We start from the raw sequence: 17,658 nt of genomic DNA, 5'->3' as shown, positions 1-17,658 counted from the left end.
CCGCGGGGCCCCGGAAGGGCCGGTCAGCGCAGCACCACGCCCGGGTCCTGGGTGGCCTGCGGGACCTGCACGGTGCTGTGGTCGTCGCGCAGTGCCTGGACGGTGAACATCGGCACGTCCTTGGCGGGCAGGGCGAGCATCCGGGCGGCGACCACCGGGCCGCCGGACTCGGTCTCCACGGTGACCGCGAAGACGCCGTTCAGCCCGGCGGGCTCGGGCGCCGGGATGGCGACCGTGCCGCCGGCCGGGAGCTGGACCTCCTTGGTCGCCGGGGTGCCGCCGCCGCTGCCGGCCGAGCCGGTGACCTTGACGGTGGCGGCGTCGCCGGTGGAGGTCAGGAAGATCGTGGAGGCCCCGGCCCGGTTGTCGGCGACGGTCGCGCGGGCGCCGACCGGGCCGCTGCCGGTGAGCCAGGCCGCCTCGCTCTTGCCGTTGCCGCCCGTGCGGTCGACCCGCAACCCGGCCACGATCTTGGTGGGGTGCCGGTCGTCGCTGGGCGACAGCCGCAGCCCGGCGACCTCGTCCCGGGTGACCTTGCCCAGGTCGACGGCGGCCACCATGCCCGCCTTGACGTGGATCGACTCGTTGCCGGCCGGGGTGAACCAGCCGTTCTTGCCGGAGAGCTGGATCTTGAGGTCGGCGTCGTCCTCCGGCGGGGCCCAGACCACCAGCCGGGCCGCGGTGGCATCGGCGGGCAGGCCGGGCATCACCTGGGTGGCGGCCGGCTCGGCCGAGGCGGGGACCCAGTCGGCGCCCTTGGCGCCGTCGGCCGCGTGCAGCGCGGCGCCGATCCGCCCGGAGCGCACCACCACGTGCACGGCGAGGTCGGTGACGGCGCCCTTGCTGATCGTCGACAGCAGGACGGACTGCGAGCTGCCGGGGGCGACGGTGATGCCGTTGGCGGCGTCGTTGTCGATCAGGCCCTTGTCGCCGTACAGCTTGATGTCGACCACGGCGGCGGAGGACTCGGGGTTGACCAGGCTGACGTAGTCGACCCGGTCGCCGGCCGTGCTGGCCCCGGCGAACCAGAAGCTGGTGCTCTCCGGGGTGCAGGTCAGGCCGGACAGGCCGGTGCCGCGCTGCTCGGTGACCACGGTGGTCTGGCTGACGGTGAAGCCGGGGGCGAGCGCGCCGGTGGCGACGGCCCCGGTGCCGGGCGCGGCGTCGCCGTTGCTGGCCGGGCCGGTGGCCGGGGTGCCGGGCTTGCCGAGGGTCAGCTTGGCGTCGGCGGGCGCGGCGTTCTTGTCCGGGGCCGGGGTGGCCGGGGCGCCGGAGCCGCTCGCGGCCGCACTCGGCGCGCCGGCCGGCGATCCGCTCGGCGCCGGGGCGGACGGGGCCGCGCTCGGCGGGGTGGCCGGGGCGGCCTGCTCGGAGAGCCAGCCGGCGCCGCCGGTGGCCGAGCCGGTGCCGGGCGGGGTGTAGGCGGTCAGCGTGGTCGAGCCGGTCAGGCCCTGGAAGGGCTGCGGGCAGACCGCCGCCGTCCGCTCGACCTGCGCGGTGCTCGGGGCGGCCCCGCCGTCCGCCTTGGCCGGGCCGGCCGGCGGGCGCAGCTCGGCGATCCCGAACACGGCCGCCAGCACCACGGCCGCGGCCAGCAGGGACTGGGTGGTCTTCCCCGCGGACCGGCCGGGGGCCGTCCCCGGCGCGCCGGCGGGCTCCGCGGCCCCGGCCGCAGCGGCGGAGGGCTCTGCGGGCTGCTCGGCCCGGGCGGCGGACTTCTTCCCGAATGCGGGCTTCTTCATGGCGGGTCAGCTCCCCGATCCGTGCTGGTGGGGGCCGTAGTTCCCGGAAGGGTGCCCGGTGCCGCCCGGTTCGTTGGGGTCGTAGTACGGCTCGCCCTGCTGCTGGCCCGGCAGCCAGGTCTGCTGGGGCTGCCCGGGCTGCTGCTGGTAGGCGTCGTAGCCGTACTGCTCCTGCGGGTACTGCTCGTACCCCTGCTGCTCGTAGCCCTGCTGGTCGTACCCCTGCTGCGGGTAGCCCTGCTGGTGGCCGTCGTACCCGTGGCCCTCGTAGCCCTGGCCCGCGTACGGCGCGGCGACCGGCTGCTGGGCCGCGTACTGGTCGTAGCTGTACGGGTCGGCCTGCTGGTACGTCTGGTACGGGTCGGTGTACGGCTCGGCCTCCTGGACGGCGGCGGCCGCCTGGACCGCCCCGGCCACCGGCTCGCCGGCGGGCTGCGCCGGGATCGCGCCCGGCAGGCCGTCGTACACCCCGGGCTCCTCGGCGCCGGGCTCGCCGCCCTCGCCCCGCTCGGCCATCCGGCGGGCCCGGCGGCTGCCGGGGGCGGGGGCCTGCGCCTGGGCGGCGGCGGCCAGCGCGGCGGCGGCGACCACCTCCTCGGGCAGGTCGTCGTCCTTGTGGCTGCGGCGGCCGGGCAGGGCCAGCACCAGGATGGTGAGGCCGACCAGGACCTGCGCCCAGATCCAGCCGGTGTGGACGAGGCTGCCCTCGCGGGTGACGCTCAGCTTGCCGCCGGCGGCCGGGAGCTTGAAGCCCTGCGCCCAGCCGTCGACCGTGGTGGGCTCCAGCGCGGTGCCGTCCACGGTGGCCTTCCACTCGGGGGCGGCGGCCTCGGCCAGCCGCAGCACCCGGCCGTCCGGACCGGCCGGGACGGTGGCGGTGAGGTCGCGCTCGCCGGACGGGACGACCACCGGGGTGGCGCCCGGAGCGGTGATCACGGCGCGCACCGCGGGCGCGCCGTTGACCTGCCAGAGCGCGGCGTCGCCGTCCTGGTTGGCCTTCACCAGGCCGGGGGTGGTGTCCAGGACGTCCTTGAAGGCGTCCACGGCCTGCCGCTCGACCAGCACGTAGGCGATGCCGTAACCGGCCAGGGCGTTCGCCTGGTCGGCGCCGGAGCCGGCCAGCAGGCTGCCGACCATCCGGTCCAGACCGCCCTGGGTACCGGTGGCCGGGTCGACGGTGGACTCCGCCTGGCCGAGGGTCAGGCCGGCGCCGCGCACCACGGTGTAGCGGACGGCGCCCTTCTGGCCGGTGACCACGAGGGTGCGGGACCGGTCACTGGTACCGGCCTCCTCGGCGATGAAGGCCGGCACCTGGCCGGACGCGGCGCGGTGCAGCGGGCCCCCGGCGCCGGTCAGCGCCCACCACAGGCCGGTGCCCAGCGGGGCCAGCACGGCGGCGGCCACCACCAGGGCGGCCACCGGCTGGCGCCAGCCGAAGGCGATCCCGGCGACCCGGGCGTTGGCGCCGTCGGCGCCGATCGCGGCGGCGGCGAGCAGGGCGATCCCGGCGAGCAGGGTGGCCGGGCCGGCCCAGGCGGGCACCGGCTGGCCGCCGGAGGCCGGGGTGACGGAGGTGCCCGCCACCGCGACGGCGAAGACCAGCCCGGCACCGGCCGCGCCCCAGGCGGCGAGCACCGCGCGGCGGCGGTCGGCGCGCAGCAGCGCAGCCAGTGCGGCCAGGACGACACCGGTGGAGAGCCAGACCGGCGGCACCCCGGCGCCGCCGGGGTTGACCAGCAGCAGGCCGGCCGCGCTCGCCCCGGCGCCGTGCAGTCCGGGCAGCCCGGCCTCCAGCAGCAGCCACTGCGGGTGCGAGAGCACCTTGAGCGACCAGGGGGCGAGCACCGCGACGGGCACCGCGAGGATCACCAGGACGCGCAGGCCGAGCAGGCGCAGCGCCGTGCCGCCGGAGCCGAAGGCGCCGCCGCGCAGCACCGCGAGGACCAGCACGGCCAGGCAGAGCGGTACCGCGAGGGCCCAGGTCAGCGGGACGAAGGCAGTGGCCAGGGTGAGCAGCAGGACGGTCATCCAGACCGGCCGCCAGCCGGGGCGGGCGCCCTTGGCGGCGCTCTCCTGGCGGATGCCGAGGCCGGCCGCGATCGCGGCGGCGCGGGCCAGCGGCGGCAGCAGCACGGCGAGGACGGCGGTGCCGATCCGGCCCTGGGCGAGCGCGCCGGTGGCGGCGGGCAGCAGCGCGTAGGTGGCGCTGGCCCAGGCGCGGACCAGCTTGGAGTCCAGCAGCGGCCGGGAGACCAGGTAGGCGCTGACCGCGGCGAGCGGGACGGTGAGCACGACCAGCAGGGTGAGTGCGAGGTCGGCGTGGCCGAACAGCAGCCAGGAGAGCACCGAGAGCACGCCGAGGTACGGCGGTGCGGCGGCGGTGGAGCCGGTGCCGACCGGGTGCCAGGCGTCCGCGTACATCGCCCACAGGCCGCCCGCGCCGTCGGAGGCGGGCAGCAGGGCGCCGCCGAACAGCTCGCCGCTGCCGAACAGGCCGCGGCAGGCGACCAGGGCGAACACCAGCAGGCCGGCGAACAGCACCGGCGCGGGGCGCCGGGCCAGCTTCTTGATCAGCGCGAACTGCTCGACGACGAGGTCCTCGCCGTCCTCGTCGCCACCGGCCTCGACCGAGCCGTGCCGGCTGCCGGTGTCGTCGGCGCCCCCTATCCCGAGCGAGCCGATGACGCCCTCGACGGCCAGCCGGGTGGTGGCACCGGGCGCCGGGAAGAGCGTGCGGTCGTCCAGGGCGTCCGCGGCGCGGGTCCGGGCACGGTGTTTGCGCGCGGCCAACAGCCGTGGGAAGCGGACGAGTTCGTGGCCGAGGCCGGCCAGTTCGTCGACCGCCTGGCGCGGGTCCTTGCCGAGCAGGTTGGTGACGGCCCGCACCAGGGTGCCGAGCACCAGGCGCAGCAGCACGTACGGGAAGAGCGCGCCCTTGCAGTTGGCGAGCAGGGTGTAGACGGCGCCGGACTTGTCCACCCGGTGCGGGTGGGCGGGGCCGCAGTCGATCGCGCGGCGCTCGCGGCTGGCCGCCTCGGCGTGCCGCAGCACGGCGTCGGGGGCGACCACCACGCGGTGGCCGGCGGCGTTGACCCGCCAGCAGAAGTCGGTGTCGTCCCGCATCAGCGGGAGGGCCCGGTCGAAGCCGCCGAGCTCCTCGAAGACGTCCCGGCGCACCAGCATGCCGGCGCTGGAGACGGCCAGCACCGGGCGGACCTGGTCGTGCTGGCCCTGGTCCTGCTCGCGGCGGTCGAGGCCGGTCCAGCGGCGGCCGGAGCGGGCGATGGTGACGCCGATCTCCAGCAGCTGGCGGCGGTCGTACCAGCTGCGCAGCTTGGGGCCGACCACGCCGGCGCTGGGGGTGGAGTCGGCGACCTGGAGGAGCCGGCGCAGCGCGTCGGTCTGCGGCTCGCAGTCGTCGTGCAGCAGCCAGAGCCACTCGACCGGCTGGGTCTCGCGCGGGCCGCCGCGGCCGAGGTCGTCCTCCTGGGCGAGCGGGTCGCCGTAGTCGTCCCAGCCGCCGGTGACCGGGTCGTAGCCGGAGGGGTCGAGCCGGTACGGGAGGTCCTCCGGGCGCAGGGGCGCGCTGCTCGCGACGGCCTCGGCGACGGCGGCGCCGAAGCCGGCCCGGCGGCCGAGCACCAGCGGGCCGCTCTCGGGCAGCCAGTCGGCCAGGGTGTCGGCGAGCAGCTGCGGGGAGTTGTCGGTGGATCCGGTGTCGACCGCGAGGATCCGCTGGACCTGGCGGTCCTGGCCGAGCAGTCCGGCCAGGGCCTGCGGCAGCCAGCGGGCGCCGTCGTGCGAGACGATCACCGCGGTCACCAGGTGGCGCGGGTAGGCGGGCGGCCTGGAAGCGGTGAAGCCGCTCTGGTGGCTGTAGACGGTCATCGAGTGCGCGGGCCCCAGTTCTCGGTGGACACAGCCGGTGAACGGCAACCGGATGGCGCACCACACTAACGGCTCCGGATGGCCGCTTCGTGCCCGGTGCCGGTGCGGAGGCGGTGAAGAAGGGGACCCGGGATCGGCATGAACCGGTCCGGGAACACGAAAGCGCCCCACCGTCGCGGTGAGGCGCTCGTACAGCTGTGCGGCCGTCCACCGGTGGCGGAGGGTCAGCGAGATCGGTCGGGGCCGCCCCGGTCAGACGGCGCTCTTCTTGAGCCGACGGCGCTCGCGCTCGGAGAGGCCTCCCCAGATGCCGAAGCGCTCGTCATTGGCGAGGGCGTACTCCAGGCACTCCGAACGGACCTCGCAGGCGAGGCAGACCTTCTTGGCCTCGCGGGTCGAGCCACCCTTCTCGGGGAAGAAGGACTCCGGGTCGGTCTGGGCGCACAACGCGCGCTCCTGCCAACCGAATTCCTCCTCTTCCTCCGCGATGCCGTCCCCGATCAACAGCTCAAAGAGCTCGCTCATGTGGCGCGCCTCCTCTGCCCCTACTTGGCGTCCCCGTGGTTGCCGTTGCCTCGTGCGGCTGACGACACGAGTGAAATTACAGTTGCGTCACTCTGGCCCAGTCAAGCCGAGCTCTGGTATTGAGGCCGGGATTCACTCCCTGGCACCAAGCCGTTACGAATAGTGTACATATCCGGACACATCGGACCTTGGGTCCGAAAGCCCCGGCGACACCGAAACGCCCGCAATCACTCGCGGAATGACGCTCGGTCATCGTGACAGGCCGGTCATCGGCCTCCCTTCCCGGCGATCTTCCCATCGAAACATAGAGAGTGATGAATCACCCCATCCAGGAAAGATCCGGACCTAACCCACTCGAATGCCGCATCCTTCGGTTTGACACCGCCCCTGCGGATGCGGTCTCCTTTCCTCCATGTCAGAGTTCGCCAGCCCCCGGAGCGGTTCCACGCTCCGCCGTGCCGTGAACTCCTGTTGTCGCCTCTGTTCCTGCTGTATCTAGGCGCCCGCGTCCCACCGCGCGCCGCCCAGGAAGCACAGAGGCCGCCCGCGACTCCCGCCCCAGGACATCCCGGATCCGGCTGATCCCCGAACCAGCCGAGCCATCCGAGGACGACTCCCGTGCGCATGATCCGCATCCGCAAGCGGAACCGCGACCGCAACAAGCACGCCCGCCGCGGCCTCGCCGCCGCCCACGCTCCCCGCCACGGCGACCGGCACCGCTGGGCCGACGGCCTCAGCGACGTCTCCATCGCCGGCGACCCGCTCGCCTTCCCGCACCTCGCCCGCACCGACCTGCCCGGCCACCCCACCACCGTCGCCGGGTACGCCCGGCTGGTCCGCGAGATCGCCGCCGACCGCACCCGCTGGGAACCGCTGGTCCGCTACGACGCGCTCACCCGCTGGTACGCCCGCCTGGAGACCGGCCCCGGCTACGAGGTCTGGCTGCTCAGCTGGCTGCCCGGCCAGAGCAGCGGCTTCCACGACCACGGCGAGTCCTCCGGCGTGATGACCGTCGTCCAGGGCGAGCTGACCGAACGCTCGCTCACCCACGCCGGCGAAGGGGCCCGCACCCTGCGCCCCGGCGGGCAGCGGGTGTTCTCCTCCGGCTACCTGCACGAGGTGGTCAACGGCGCGCTCGAACCCGCCGTCTCCATCCACCTCTACACCCCGGGCCTGACCGCGATGAACCAGTACGGCACCGCCACCGCCGTCCCCGAGCAGCACGCGCACGCGGCGGAGTCCGAGCGGCGTTGACCGAGGCCTGACGAAGAGTCCGACCGTGGCAGGATGACCCCATGCGCATCGTGGCACTGGCAGGCGGGATCGGCGGGGCGCGCTTCCTGCGCGGACTCCTCGCGGCGGTCGGACCGCAGGACGAGATCACCGTCATCGGCAACACCGGCGACGACATCCACCTCTACGGGCTCAAGGTCTGCCCCGACCTCGACACCGTGATGTACACCCTCGGCGGCGGCATCCACGAGGAACAGGGCTGGGGCCGGACCGACGAGACCTGGTCGATCAAGGCCGAGATGAAGGAGTACGGCGTCGGCCCCGAGTGGTTCGGGCTCGGCGACCGCGACTTCGCCACCCACCTCGTGCGCAGCCAGATGCTCACCGCCGGGTACAGCCTCAGCCAGGTCACCGAGGCGCTGTGCGTGCGCTGGAAGCCCGGCGTGCGGCTCCTGCCGATGAGCGACGACCGGGTCGAGACCCACGTGCGGATCACCGACGAACAGGGCACCCGGGCCGTCCACTTCCAGGAGTACTGGGTCCGGCTGCACGCCGCCGTCGACGCCGAGGCGATCATCCCGGTCGGCGCGGACACCGCCAAGCCCGCGCCCGGCGTGCTGGAGGCCCTCGCCGAGGCCGACGTCATCCTCTTCCCGCCGTCCAACCCGGTCGTCTCGATCGGCACCATCCTCGCCGTCCCCGGCATCCGGGACGCCGTCGCCGCCGCCCCGGCGCCGGTGGTCGGGCTCTCCCCGATCATCGGCGGGGCGCCGGTGCGGGGCATGGCCGACAAGGTGCTCGCCGCCGTCGGCGTCGAGGCCACCGCCGAGGCGGTCGCGCTGAACTACGGCGCCGGCCTCATCGACGGCTGGCTGGTGGACACCGCGGACGAGCAGGCCGTCCCGGCCGTCGAAGCCGCCGGGATCGCCTGCCGGGCCGTCCCGCTGCTGATGACCGACGTCGAGGCCACCGCCGAGATGGCCCGCGCGGCGCTGGCGCTGGCCGAGCGGGTCCGCGCGTGACCATCGAGATCCTTCCGGTCCAGGGCATCCCCGAGGTCGAGGCCGGGGCCGACCTCGCCGGGCTGATCGCCAAGGCCGGGACGTACCGCGACGGCGACATCCTGCTGGTCACCTCGAAGATCGTCAGCAAGGCCGAGGGCCGACTGCTGCACGCCACCGACCGGGACGCCGCGGTCGACGCCGAGACCGTCCGGGTCGTCGCCCGGCGCGGACCGGCCCGGATCGTCGAGAACCGCAACGGCTTCGTCATGGCCGCCGCCGGGGTCGACGCCTCCAACACCGCCCCCGGCACCGTGCTGCTGCTGCCCGAGGACCCGGACGCCTCGGCCCGCGCGCTGCGCGCCCGGCTCCAGCAGCTCACCGGCCACCGGATCGCCGTCGTCGTCACCGACACCTTCGGCCGGCCCTGGCGCAACGGGCTCACCGACGTCGCGATCGGCGCCGCCGGACTGTCCGTCCTGGAGGACCACCGGGGGCGCACCGACAGCCACGGCAACGAACTGGTGCTCACCGTCACCGCGACCGCCGACGAACTCGCGGCCGCCGGCGACCTCGTCAAGGGCAAGGCCACCGGCGTCCCGGTCGCCGTCGTGCGCGGGCTCGGCCACCTGGTCACCGCCGAGGACGGCGCCGGCACCCGGCCGCTGGTGCGACCCGCCGCGGACGACATGTTCCGGCTCGGCACCTCCGAGGCGCTGCGCCAGGCCGTCACCCTGCGGCGCACCGTCCGCTCCTTCACCGCCGACCCGGTCGACCCGGCCGCCGTCCGGCGCGCGGTGGCCGCCGCCGTCACCGCGCCCGCCCCGCACCACACCACGCCCTGGCGGTTCGTCCTGCTGGAGTCCGCCGAGACCCGGGTCCGGCTGCTGGACGCGATGCTCGGCGCCTGGCAGCGCGACCTCCGTGAACTCGACGGCTGGGACGAGGCCCGGATCGCCCGCCGCACCGCCCGCGGGAACGTGCTGCGCGACGCGCCGTACCTGGTGGTGCCGTGCCTGGTGATGGACGGGTCGCACGACTACCCGGACCCGCGGCGGGCCGCGGCCGAACGGGAGATGTTCACGGTGGCCCTGGGGGCCGCCGTGCAGAACCTGCTGGTCGCGCTCACCGGCGAGGGGTACGGCACCGCCTGGGTCTCCTCCACGATGTTCTGCCGTGACACCGTCCGAGCGGCTCTGGACCTCCCCGACGGCTGGGACCCGATGGGGGCCGTCGCCGTGGGACGCCCGGCGGAGGCGCCGCGGGTCCGCCCGGAGCGGAGCGCCGACGCCTTCGTCGCGGTGCGGTAGGGATCTCTCAGAGGCCCCGGTAGATCTCGCGGCGGTTGCCCACCTTCACGACGACGATCACCAGCACGTCGTCGTGGATCTCGTACGCCACCCGGTACATGCCGACCCGGAGCCGGTAGAGACCCGTGTGTCCGGTCAGCTTCTTCACGTCCGGGCCGTCGGCGCACGGGTCGTCCCCGAGTCTGGTGAGCGCGGCGAGGATCTGCATGGCATCGACCTGGCTGATGTCGCGCAGTTGCCGCCGAGCGCTCGCGGTGAAGCGGAACGCGTACTTCACGCGGCGCTCCCGGCACTGCTCGGCGGCTCTCCGAAAAGGTCTGCCAGAAGTTCGGCCATGCTCACCGTGGGTTCGTTCCGGTGTTTCTCCGCCTCACGGGCGAGGAGCTCGTCCTCCGCGTCCTCTATGGCATCGAGGATCTCGATCGGCACGACCGCGCCGACACGCTCGCCCTTGCGGGTGATGACGGTGATCTCACCGGCCTCGGCCCGGCTCAGCACCTCGGCGAGGTGGGCCCGGGCCTCACGGATGTTCAGTTCATCAGCCATGCTTCCAGCGTACACACCGCGTGTACGCAGAGCGGCGTTCTCCGGTCAGCGGTTGCGGTGGTCGTTGGGGGTGAGTCTGGGGCCGTAGCGGGGGGCGTGGGGGGTGGTGGCGGTGAGGAGGCGGCAGAGGCGGTGGCGGTGGGGGCGGTAGGGCTCCAGTAGGGCGAGCATCTGGGTGTCGTCGCTGCGGGGGCGGCCGGCCAGGGCCCAGCCGACCAGGTTGGGGAGGTGGAAGTCGCCGACCGAGACCGCGTCCGGGTCGCCGTTGCTGCGCTGGAGGGTTTCGGCGGCGGTCCAGGTACCGATGCCCGGGACGGCCGTCAGGCGGGCGAAGGACTCCTCGTGGGCCATGGCGGAGGCCTCTTCCAGGCGGGGTGCCAGCCGGACCGCGCGCTGGATCGTGGCCGAGCGTCTGGGGTCGACGCCGGCCCGGTGCCACTCCCAGCTCGGGACCATCGCCCAATCGCGGGCCGACGGGGCCACCCGCATGCCCTCGGCCGGGCCCGGGGCCGGGGTGCCGAAGTCGCGGAGCAGGGTGCGCCAGGCGCGGTAGGCCTCGTCGGTGGTGACCTTCTGTTCCAGGATCGCGGGGACGAGGGACTCCAGGACCAGGCCGGTCCGGGTGAGCCGCACCCCGAGGGTGCGGCGCTGGGCGTCCCGGAGCGGGCCGGGGGGCAGCACCAGCGCCTCCGGGTGGTCCTCGGCGCCGAGCAGGGTGGGCAGCCGGTCGAGCAGCCACTGGGCGCCCGGCCCCCAGGCGGTCGCCTCCACCTCGCCCGCACCGGGGCGCGGCAGCACCCGCAGGGTGCCGACGCCGGCCGGGGTGCGGGAGGCGCGCCAGACGGCACCGTCGCCGGTGGTGCGGTACGAGGGGTCGGCGGGGCCCCGGCGCAGCGGCAGCAGGGTGCGGACGGGGTCGAGCGGGAAGCCCGGCCGCCAGTGCCGTACCGCTTCGCCGCCCGTCACTGCCGTCGCCTCCTGGGGTGCCTGAGGCCCTGAACGATACGTGGGGAGGGTGACGGCTAGGGAGTCTGGAGTCGGGCCGCGGCTGTGCGGAGTTCGGGGAGCCGGGCGTAGAGGGCCTTGCCGGGGCATTCGGTGTTGAAGGCGTCGCGGTGGCCGGAGACGGCGTCGAAGTCGACGACGGTGCCCTTGGGGTAGCGGCTGGCGTCGGACGAGGAGGTGAGTCCGGTGCGGCCGTCGGCGGGCCGGCCGGTGAGGCCGAGCTTCCAGGCGGCGATCGCGGCGAGGCCGTCGAGGAGGGGTTGGGGCGGGGTGGCGTCGACGTAGGTGCCGATCGCGGCGACGCCGGAGGAGTCGGTGTTGAAGCCGAGGGTGTGGGCGCCGTGGACGGGCCGGTCGACGCCGCCGGCCCGGCCCTCGTAGACGGTGCCGCAGCGGTCGACCAGGAAGTTGTAGCCGATGTCCCGCCAGCCGCTGGTCTTGACGTGGTACTGGTAGATGCCCCTGATCACCCGGGGGGCGTCGGAGCAGGCGTAGTCGGTGGCGGTCGCGGTGTGGTGGACGAAGACCTCGCGGACCGGGCCGGTGTACTCGGAGCCCGGGTCGCGCAGGGACTCGTCGGCGCCCCAGCCGGCCCGGGTGACGATCGCCGGGCGGGGCGCCTGGTGGCCGTCCTCGGCGGCGGGTGCCGCGGGCACCGTCCGGGTGGCGGCCGGGGCGGGTGCGCCGGCGCCGGGGTCGACGAGGTCGAGCCGCAGTCCGGGCGGCGGTCCGGCCGGGCCGGGCCGGAACTCGACGGCGACGCCGTCGCTGCGGCCGGTCCACAGCGGGGCGGTGGCGCCGTGCGGGGCGTGGTCGGGGCCGTCGTCGGTGTCGGTCTCCAGGGTGTGCCAGTCGCTCCAGCGGCCGGTGGCCGCGTCCCGGGTGCGGACCCGGAGGCTCCCGCCGTCCAGCGCTCCCGCCGGTCCGTCCCAGCCGATGCCGAGGAGTTCGAAGGGTCCGGTCGTGCTCGGCGGGAGCCCGTGCCCGGCGGGGAGCCGGAGCGAGACGGTCCGGCCGCCGCCGGGGAAGTCACGGTGCTCGCCGCCGGGGGCAAGGGGCACAGCGGTGGCGGCGGGAGCGGGCTGGAGCAGCAGGGCGGCGGTGCAGCCGGCGAGCAGCGCGGCCGGGAAGGGGAGGCGCGCGGCCTTGGTGGAAAGGCGCGCGGCCTGGTGGGAAAGGCGCATAAAGGGGATCGTCGCCGCAAACCGGACCGCCCGCCACGCCGCCCCGCGCCCGCTCGGCCGCCCCTCCCGGCCTGCCACCCGAAGGCCGTAGGCTGGGGCGCACCATGACTGCGCCATTCGCTGCCGATGCCCGCACCCCCGTCGAGCTGCTGCACGCATACCTGCGCGGCGGCACCCCTTCGGTCGATCCCGCGGCCCCGCTGGTCACTTTCTACGACGACGCCACCGGCGAACGGGTGGAGCTGTCCGCCCGGACCTTCGACAACTGGGTCGCCAAGACCGCCAACCTCCTCCAGGACGAGCTGAACGCCGGTCCGGACGACCGCGCCGCGCTGCTGCTGCCCGCCCACTGGCAGAGCGCCGTCTGGCTGCTGGCCTGCTGGTCCGTCGGTGTGACCGCGGTGCCGGCCGGCGACCCGGCCGACGCCGACCTGGTGGTGAGCGGTCCGGACGGCCTGGAGGCCGCCCAGGCCTGCGGGGGCGAGCGGGTCGCGCTCGCCCTGCGCCCGCTCGGCGGCCGCTTCCCGCACCGCCCGGACGGCTTCCTCGACTACGCCGCGGAGGTGCCCGGCCAGGGCGACCGCTTCGCGCCGTACTCCCCCGTCGCCCCGGACGGGCAGGCGCTGGAGACCTCGGTGGACGGGCTGCCGCTGAAACTGACCGGTGAGCAGACCGTCGCGCTGGCCCGGGAGGGCGCCGCTCGGATCGGCCTCAAGCCCGGGGACCGGGTGATGTCCACCCTCTCCTTCGACGACTGGGCGGGCCTGGAGGCCGGCCTGCTGGCCCCGCTGGCGGTCGGCGCCTCGGTGGTGCTGTGCCGCAACTCCGAGGGCCTGGACGCCGGGCAGTGGGAGAAGCGCTCCGAATCCGAACGGGTGACTGTGCGCCTCGGCTGACCCCGGGACGGTCCCGGCGGGTAGGGATCCCTGCCATGGCCGAGGACGACACCGAGCACCCCCCGACCGACCAGACTCCCCCGGAGCACGCTCCCCCGAGCGGACCGGGACGCCCGCGAAGGCGCCGGCGGTGGCTGATGATCACCGCCGGCGCCGTCGCGTTCCTGCTGGTCGCCACCGGCGTGCTGCTCTGGATCGCCTACCGCAAGCTGGACGGCAACATCAGGACGGACTCGGCCACCGACCGGCTGCTCGCCAAGCTGGAGGCCGAGCGCCCGAGCCGGGCCGCGGGGGCCAAGGGCGCCGAGAACATCCTGCTGATCGGCAGTGACGACCGCTCCGGGGCGAACTCCTCCTACGGCGGCGAGGCCGGGACCCAGCGCTCGGACACCACGATCCTGCTGCACCTGGCCGCCGACCGGAAGCACGCGACGGCGGTCTCCGTCCCGCGCGACGTGATGGTCACCGTGCCCTCCTGCGAGAAGCCGGACGGCAGCCGCAGCAAGGCGGGGACGATGCAGTTCAACTGGGCGTTCGAGCTGGGCGGTCCGGCCTGCTCGATCCGCACCGTCGAGCAGTTGAGCGGCATCCGGATCGACCACTACGTGATCCTCGACTTCAGCGGCTTCAAGACGATGGTGGACGCGATCGGCGGGGTCGAGGTGTGCGTGCCGCAGCCGATCCACGACAAGGACGCCAAGCTCGACCTCCCGGCCGGCCGTCAGCTGCTGCACGGCGAGCAGGCGCTCGGCTACGTCCGGGCCCGGGAGAGCCTGGGCGACGGCAGCGACACCCAGCGGATGGGCCGCCAGCAGCAGTTCCTGGCCTCGCTGATCCGCAAGGTGCAGTCGCAGGGGGTGCTGCTGAACCCGGCCAAGCTGTGGCCGGTGCTGGACGCGGCCACCTCCTCGGTGAAGGCGGACGGCGGCCTGTCCTCGCTCGGCGCGCTGTACGACCTCACCCAGGACCTGCGCGACGTCCCCTCCCCGGACGTGGTGTTCCTGACGGCGCCGCGCCGCCCGTACCGCTACGACTCGGACCGGGACGAGTTCGTCCAGCCGCAGACCACCCAGCTGTTCGACGCGCTGCGGGCGGACCGGCCGCTGGCCCTGCGGCCGCCCGGTTCGGCGCCCTCGCCGGACGCGGGGACCGGAGCCGGGGCGGGCACCGGAGCGGGAGCCGGATCCGACGGGGCCACGGCGTCACCCTCGGCGGGCGCCTCGCCCACCTTCGAGGGACGCACCGCCGACGTGGACGCCTGCGCCCAGCACTGAACTCGACGTCCGGCTTTGCTTTTTCATTGCTCAAACATGACTGAGATCACACTCGGAACAATTCCCCCGTTCGGCTCGTCTAGTGTGTCCGGATCGACCCGTCGCCCGACGGGTCGGCCTCCGTGACCGGCCGGACGTAGGGGACCCCCGTGCAGCAGGACGAAACGAACACCGGTCGGTTCAGCGGGGGGAGCCGGCGGGAGGCCAAGCGTCTGGCCGCGGCCGCCAAGCGGCAGCGGCGCCGCCGGGTGCTCAAGTGGACGGCGGGGACTGGCGCCCTGGTGATGGTCGCGGGCTGCGGCGGGGCCTACTACCTGTACCAGCACTTCAACAGCAACCTGACCTCGGTCAAGGTCCAGCTGGGCAACGAGGAGGAGCGGCCCAAGGCCGCCGGGGACGCGCTGAACATCCTGGTGATCGGCACCGACAGCCGCCAGGGCCTCGGCCGCGAGTACGGCGACGCGGGCAGCACCGGGCACGCCGACACCACCCTGCTGTTCCACGTCTCCAAGGACCGCTCCAACGCGACCGTGGTCAGCATCCCGCGCGACCTGATGGTGCCGATACCGGAGTGCCAGGACGACAAGGGCAAGAAGATCCCGGGCGTCGCGCGGGACATGTTCAACAACAGCCTCGGCCAGGACGGGCGCGACGCGGGCTGCACCTGGAAGACCGTGGAGAAGCTGACCGGCATCCGGGTCGACCACTTCGTGCAGGTCAACTTCGAGGCGGTGAAGACGCTCTCCACCGCCGTCGGCGGGGTGGAGGTCTGCGCGGCCAAGGACATCGACGACAAGGACTCGCACCTCAAGATGTCCAAGGGCCGCCACGTCGTCCAGGGCGAGGAGGCGCTGGCCTTCGTCCGCACCCGGCACGCGGTCGGCTTCGGCGGCGACCTCACCCGGATCCCGCTCCAGCAGCAGTTCATCAGCGCGATGATCCGCAAGATCAAGAGCGACGACACCCTGACCAGCCCGGGCAAGCTCTACCAGCTCGCGGACGCCGCCACCAAGGCGCTCACCGTGGACTCCGGCATCGGCAGCGTCGACAAGCTCAAGAACCTGGCCCAGGACATCAGCAAGGTGGACACCAAGAACATCACCTTCACCACCGTCCCGGTGCTGGACGACCCCGGCAACAAGGACCGGCTGGTCCTGCACCAGCCGGACGCCGGACAGGTGTTCTCGATGATCGCGGGCGACCGCTCGCTGACCGAGACGGCCGCCCCGGCCGCGACCCCGGACGCCTCGGCCCCGGCGGCCCCGGCCGCGCCGAGCAGCGCCGCCCCGGCGGTGGACACCAAGGGCGTCCAGGTGACGGTGCGCAACGGCAGCGGGACCCGCGGACAGTCCGGGCCCACGGTGGAGAAGCTCAAGGGCAAGGGCTTCGCCAAGGCCGCGGTCGGCTCCGACGCTCCCCCGGCCGCGACCAGCACGGTGTCCCACCCGGCCGGCCAGGAGGCCGAGGCCGCGGCGCTGGCCGCCGCCCTCGGGCTGCCCGCCGACGCCGTGAAGCCCAACCCGAAGGCGGGCCCGAAGGACCCGCTGCTGGTGGTCCTCGGCAAGGACGCCCTGGCGGCTCCCGCGCAGCAGGCGACCGAGGCCCCGAAGGACCTCCAGCGGGTGCAGGCGGACGACGAGGACGTCTGCGCCAAGTAGCCGCCCGGGGCCGAGGGTTCGGTCCGTCCCGCGGTACCGCTCGCCGGTCCGGGGGCCGGTCCGGAGCCCCGGACCGGCCGGGTCGAGCGGGGCCGCACCGTCCTCAACTGTCCCCGTGCGGGCCGGCGGTAGCCGGTCCGGGCGTCAACGCGCCCGGGAGAGCACGTCCTTCGAGGACGGGCCGACGCTCCTTATCACCCGGCGGGCCAGCGAGCGGGGTGAGGTGATGAAGCCGAAGCCCCAGCTCAGATGCATGGTCGCGAGCGCCACCGGCAGCAGCGCCCTGGCCCGGAACGACAGGCCGCGGCCCTCGACCGCGGCGCCGCCGAGGATGCCCAGCAGGTAGACGCCGGGCACCGCGAGGAAGGCCGGGTGGACGGCGGCGCCCAGCACCAGGCCGAGCAGCACCGCGAGCAGCGCGCTCGGCGGGGCCAGGTAGCGCAGGTTGACCGAGCCCCGGTGGTAGCGGGTGACCACCCGGCGCCACCGGCCGTAGTCCTTGTACTGCTTGGCCAGCGCCTTGACGGACGGCCGCGGCCGGTACGTCACCTTCAACTGCGGGGTGAACCAGACCAGCCCGCCGTCCTGGCGGATCCGGTAGTTCAGCTCCCAGTCCTGGGCGCGGATGAACTCCTCGTTGTAGCCGCCGAGTCGCTCCAGTACCTCGCGCCGGAACACCCCGAGGTAGACGGTGTCCGCCGGGCCGGCCAGGCCGCCGGTGTGGAAGGCCGCGTTGCCGACACCGATCTTGGAGGTCATCGCGGCCGCGACCGCGTTCTCCCACTCGGTCTCGCCCTCGGCGTGCATGATGCCGCCGACGTTGGCGGCGTCCATCTCGCCGAGCAGCCGGACCGCGGTGGCGATGTAGCCGGGCGTGAGCAGCCCGTGGCCGTCCACCCGTACGACTATCGGGTACTGCGAGCCCCGGATCGCGGCGTTCAGCCCCGCGGGAGTGCGGCCGGTGGGGTTCTCCACCGTACGCACCCGCGGATCCTCGGCCACCAGCTCGGCCGCGATCTCGGCGGTGCGGTCGGTGGAGGGACCGAGGGCGATCACCACTTCCATCGGTCCGGGGTAATCCTGGTCCAGGATGCGCCGGACCGCCGTGCGCAGGTGTCGTTCCTCGTTGAGCACCGGCATGATCACGGAAACAGCCGGCAGCTCCTCAGCAGCCTTGGTGTTCATCGGGGCCAACCGTACCGGTGTCGACGCATATCCGTCTTGTCCCGGTCCGGCGGCTCCCGGGACCCCTGGAGGGCGACACCGGTGCCGTGATCGGGATCACCGTACCGCCCCGGGCGCCCGGGCCCGAATCGGCGGGGGAACCGTGCAGGTTCGGGGTGGGTTCGGCGACCCCGGTGAACGACGGGCGGACGGCACGGCGCGGGGGCCGGGT

At 74.4% G+C, this 17,658-nt stretch carries 14 protein-coding genes; 6 read left to right on the top strand and 8 right to left on the bottom strand.

All coding sequences use genetic code 11. From position 1 onward, the window contains the following. Nucleotides 1-23: 23 nt before the first annotated feature. The 3 genes from ACFY2K_RS35085 to ACFY2K_RS35075 all read right to left on the bottom strand — a co-directional run bounded on the left by ACFY2K_RS35085 (nucleotide 24) and on the right by ACFY2K_RS35075 (nucleotide 6,155). Nucleotides 24-1,742, bottom strand: a complete 1,719-nt coding sequence (locus ACFY2K_RS35085) for a DUF5719 family protein (protein ID WP_387716665.1) — start codon at nucleotides 1,740-1,742, stop codon at nucleotides 24-26. Nucleotides 1,743-1,748: 6 nt separating this feature from the next. Next, nucleotides 1,749-5,630, bottom strand: coding sequence for a glycosyltransferase (locus ACFY2K_RS35080; RefSeq protein WP_387716663.1), 3,882 nt, complete (start codon nucleotides 5,628-5,630; stop codon nucleotides 1,749-1,751). 252 nt (nucleotides 5,631-5,882) lie between these two features. Next, a complete protein-coding gene (locus ACFY2K_RS35075; RefSeq protein ID WP_375895861.1) occupies nucleotides 5,883-6,155 on the bottom strand; it encodes a WhiB family transcriptional regulator in 273 nt (90 codons plus the stop codon). 618 nt (nucleotides 6,156-6,773) lie between these two features. On the opposite strand from ACFY2K_RS35075, the gene ACFY2K_RS35070 reads away from it, so the two are divergent. Genes ACFY2K_RS35070 through ACFY2K_RS35060 form a run of 3 tightly spaced genes read left to right on the top strand, consistent with a single transcriptional unit; the run spans nucleotide 6,774 to nucleotide 9,699 of the window. Beyond that, nucleotides 6,774-7,409 carry a cysteine dioxygenase family protein gene (locus ACFY2K_RS35070; RefSeq protein WP_375895864.1) on the top strand — a complete coding sequence of 212 codons (636 nt, stop codon included), beginning with the start codon at nucleotides 6,774-6,776 and terminating at the stop codon, nucleotides 7,407-7,409. Between the two features lie 41 nt (nucleotides 7,410-7,450). After that, complete coding sequence (gene cofD / locus ACFY2K_RS35065) at nucleotides 7,451-8,410, top strand: 2-phospho-L-lactate transferase (RefSeq protein ID WP_387716660.1); 960 nt, start codon at nucleotides 7,451-7,453, stop codon at nucleotides 8,408-8,410. Further along, a complete protein-coding gene (locus ACFY2K_RS35060) occupies nucleotides 8,407-9,699 on the top strand; it encodes a coenzyme F420-0:L-glutamate ligase (RefSeq protein ID WP_387716658.1) in 1,293 nt (430 codons plus the stop codon). The genes cofD and ACFY2K_RS35060 overlap by 4 nt, the downstream gene beginning before the upstream one ends. A gap of 7 nt (nucleotides 9,700-9,706) precedes the next feature. Here ACFY2K_RS35060 and ACFY2K_RS35055 read toward each other — a convergent pair whose 3' ends face one another. The 4 genes from ACFY2K_RS35055 to ACFY2K_RS35040 are packed head-to-tail and all read right to left on the bottom strand — an operon-like array spanning nucleotide 9,707 to nucleotide 12,434. Beyond that, on the bottom strand, nucleotides 9,707-9,976 hold the full coding sequence (locus tag ACFY2K_RS35055) for a type II toxin-antitoxin system RelE/ParE family toxin (RefSeq protein ID WP_387716656.1): 270 nt from the start codon (nucleotides 9,974-9,976) through the stop codon (nucleotides 9,707-9,709). Beyond that, nucleotides 9,973-10,245 carry a type II toxin-antitoxin system Phd/YefM family antitoxin gene (locus tag ACFY2K_RS35050; RefSeq protein ID WP_375895874.1) on the bottom strand — a complete coding sequence of 91 codons (273 nt, stop codon included), beginning with the start codon at nucleotides 10,243-10,245 and terminating at the stop codon, nucleotides 9,973-9,975. Before ACFY2K_RS35050 ends, ACFY2K_RS35055 begins: the two co-directional genes overlap by 4 nt. Nucleotides 10,246-10,290: 45 nt before the next feature. Further along, nucleotides 10,291-11,340 carry a DNA-3-methyladenine glycosylase family protein gene (locus ACFY2K_RS35045; protein ID WP_387716654.1) on the bottom strand — a complete coding sequence of 350 codons (1,050 nt, stop codon included), beginning with the start codon at nucleotides 11,338-11,340 and terminating at the stop codon, nucleotides 10,291-10,293. After that, nucleotides 11,268-12,434: a peptidoglycan recognition protein gene (locus ACFY2K_RS35040; protein WP_387716652.1), complete on the bottom strand. Its 1,167-nt coding sequence runs from the start codon at nucleotides 12,432-12,434 to the stop codon at nucleotides 11,268-11,270. Before ACFY2K_RS35040 ends, ACFY2K_RS35045 begins: the two co-directional genes overlap by 73 nt. 104 nt (nucleotides 12,435-12,538) lie before the next feature. Here ACFY2K_RS35040 and ACFY2K_RS35035 point away from each other — a divergent pair, with 104 nt between their 5' ends. The 3 genes from ACFY2K_RS35035 to ACFY2K_RS35025 all read left to right on the top strand — a co-directional run bounded on the left by ACFY2K_RS35035 (nucleotide 12,539) and on the right by ACFY2K_RS35025 (nucleotide 16,262). After that, entirely contained in the window at nucleotides 12,539-13,330 is a 792-nt protein-coding gene (locus ACFY2K_RS35035) for a TIGR03089 family protein (protein ID WP_375895881.1), read from the top strand. 35 nt (nucleotides 13,331-13,365) lie between these two features. Beyond that, the gene (locus ACFY2K_RS35030) at nucleotides 13,366-14,604 is read left to right on the top strand and encodes an LCP family protein (RefSeq protein ID WP_380525652.1); all 1,239 of its coding nucleotides are present in this window, start codon (nucleotides 13,366-13,368) and stop codon (nucleotides 14,602-14,604) included. Nucleotides 14,605-14,753: 149 nt separating this feature from the next. Beyond that, nucleotides 14,754-16,262: an LCP family protein gene (locus ACFY2K_RS35025; protein ID WP_380525651.1), complete on the top strand. Its 1,509-nt coding sequence runs from the start codon at nucleotides 14,754-14,756 to the stop codon at nucleotides 16,260-16,262. Nucleotides 16,263-16,406: 144 nt separating this feature from the next. Here ACFY2K_RS35025 and ACFY2K_RS35020 read toward each other — a convergent pair whose 3' ends face one another. Continuing rightward, nucleotides 16,407-17,447, bottom strand: coding sequence for a glycosyltransferase family 2 protein (locus tag ACFY2K_RS35020; RefSeq protein WP_375895889.1), 1,041 nt, complete (start codon nucleotides 17,445-17,447; stop codon nucleotides 16,407-16,409). Nucleotides 17,448-17,658 lie beyond the last annotated feature (211 nt).

This window comes from Kitasatospora sp. NPDC001309 (assembly GCF_042896295.1).
In the GTDB taxonomy this organism is placed as follows: domain Bacteria; phylum Actinomycetota; class Actinomycetes; order Streptomycetales; family Streptomycetaceae; genus Kitasatospora.
This window is presented reverse-complemented; position numbering and strand designations above follow the sequence as displayed.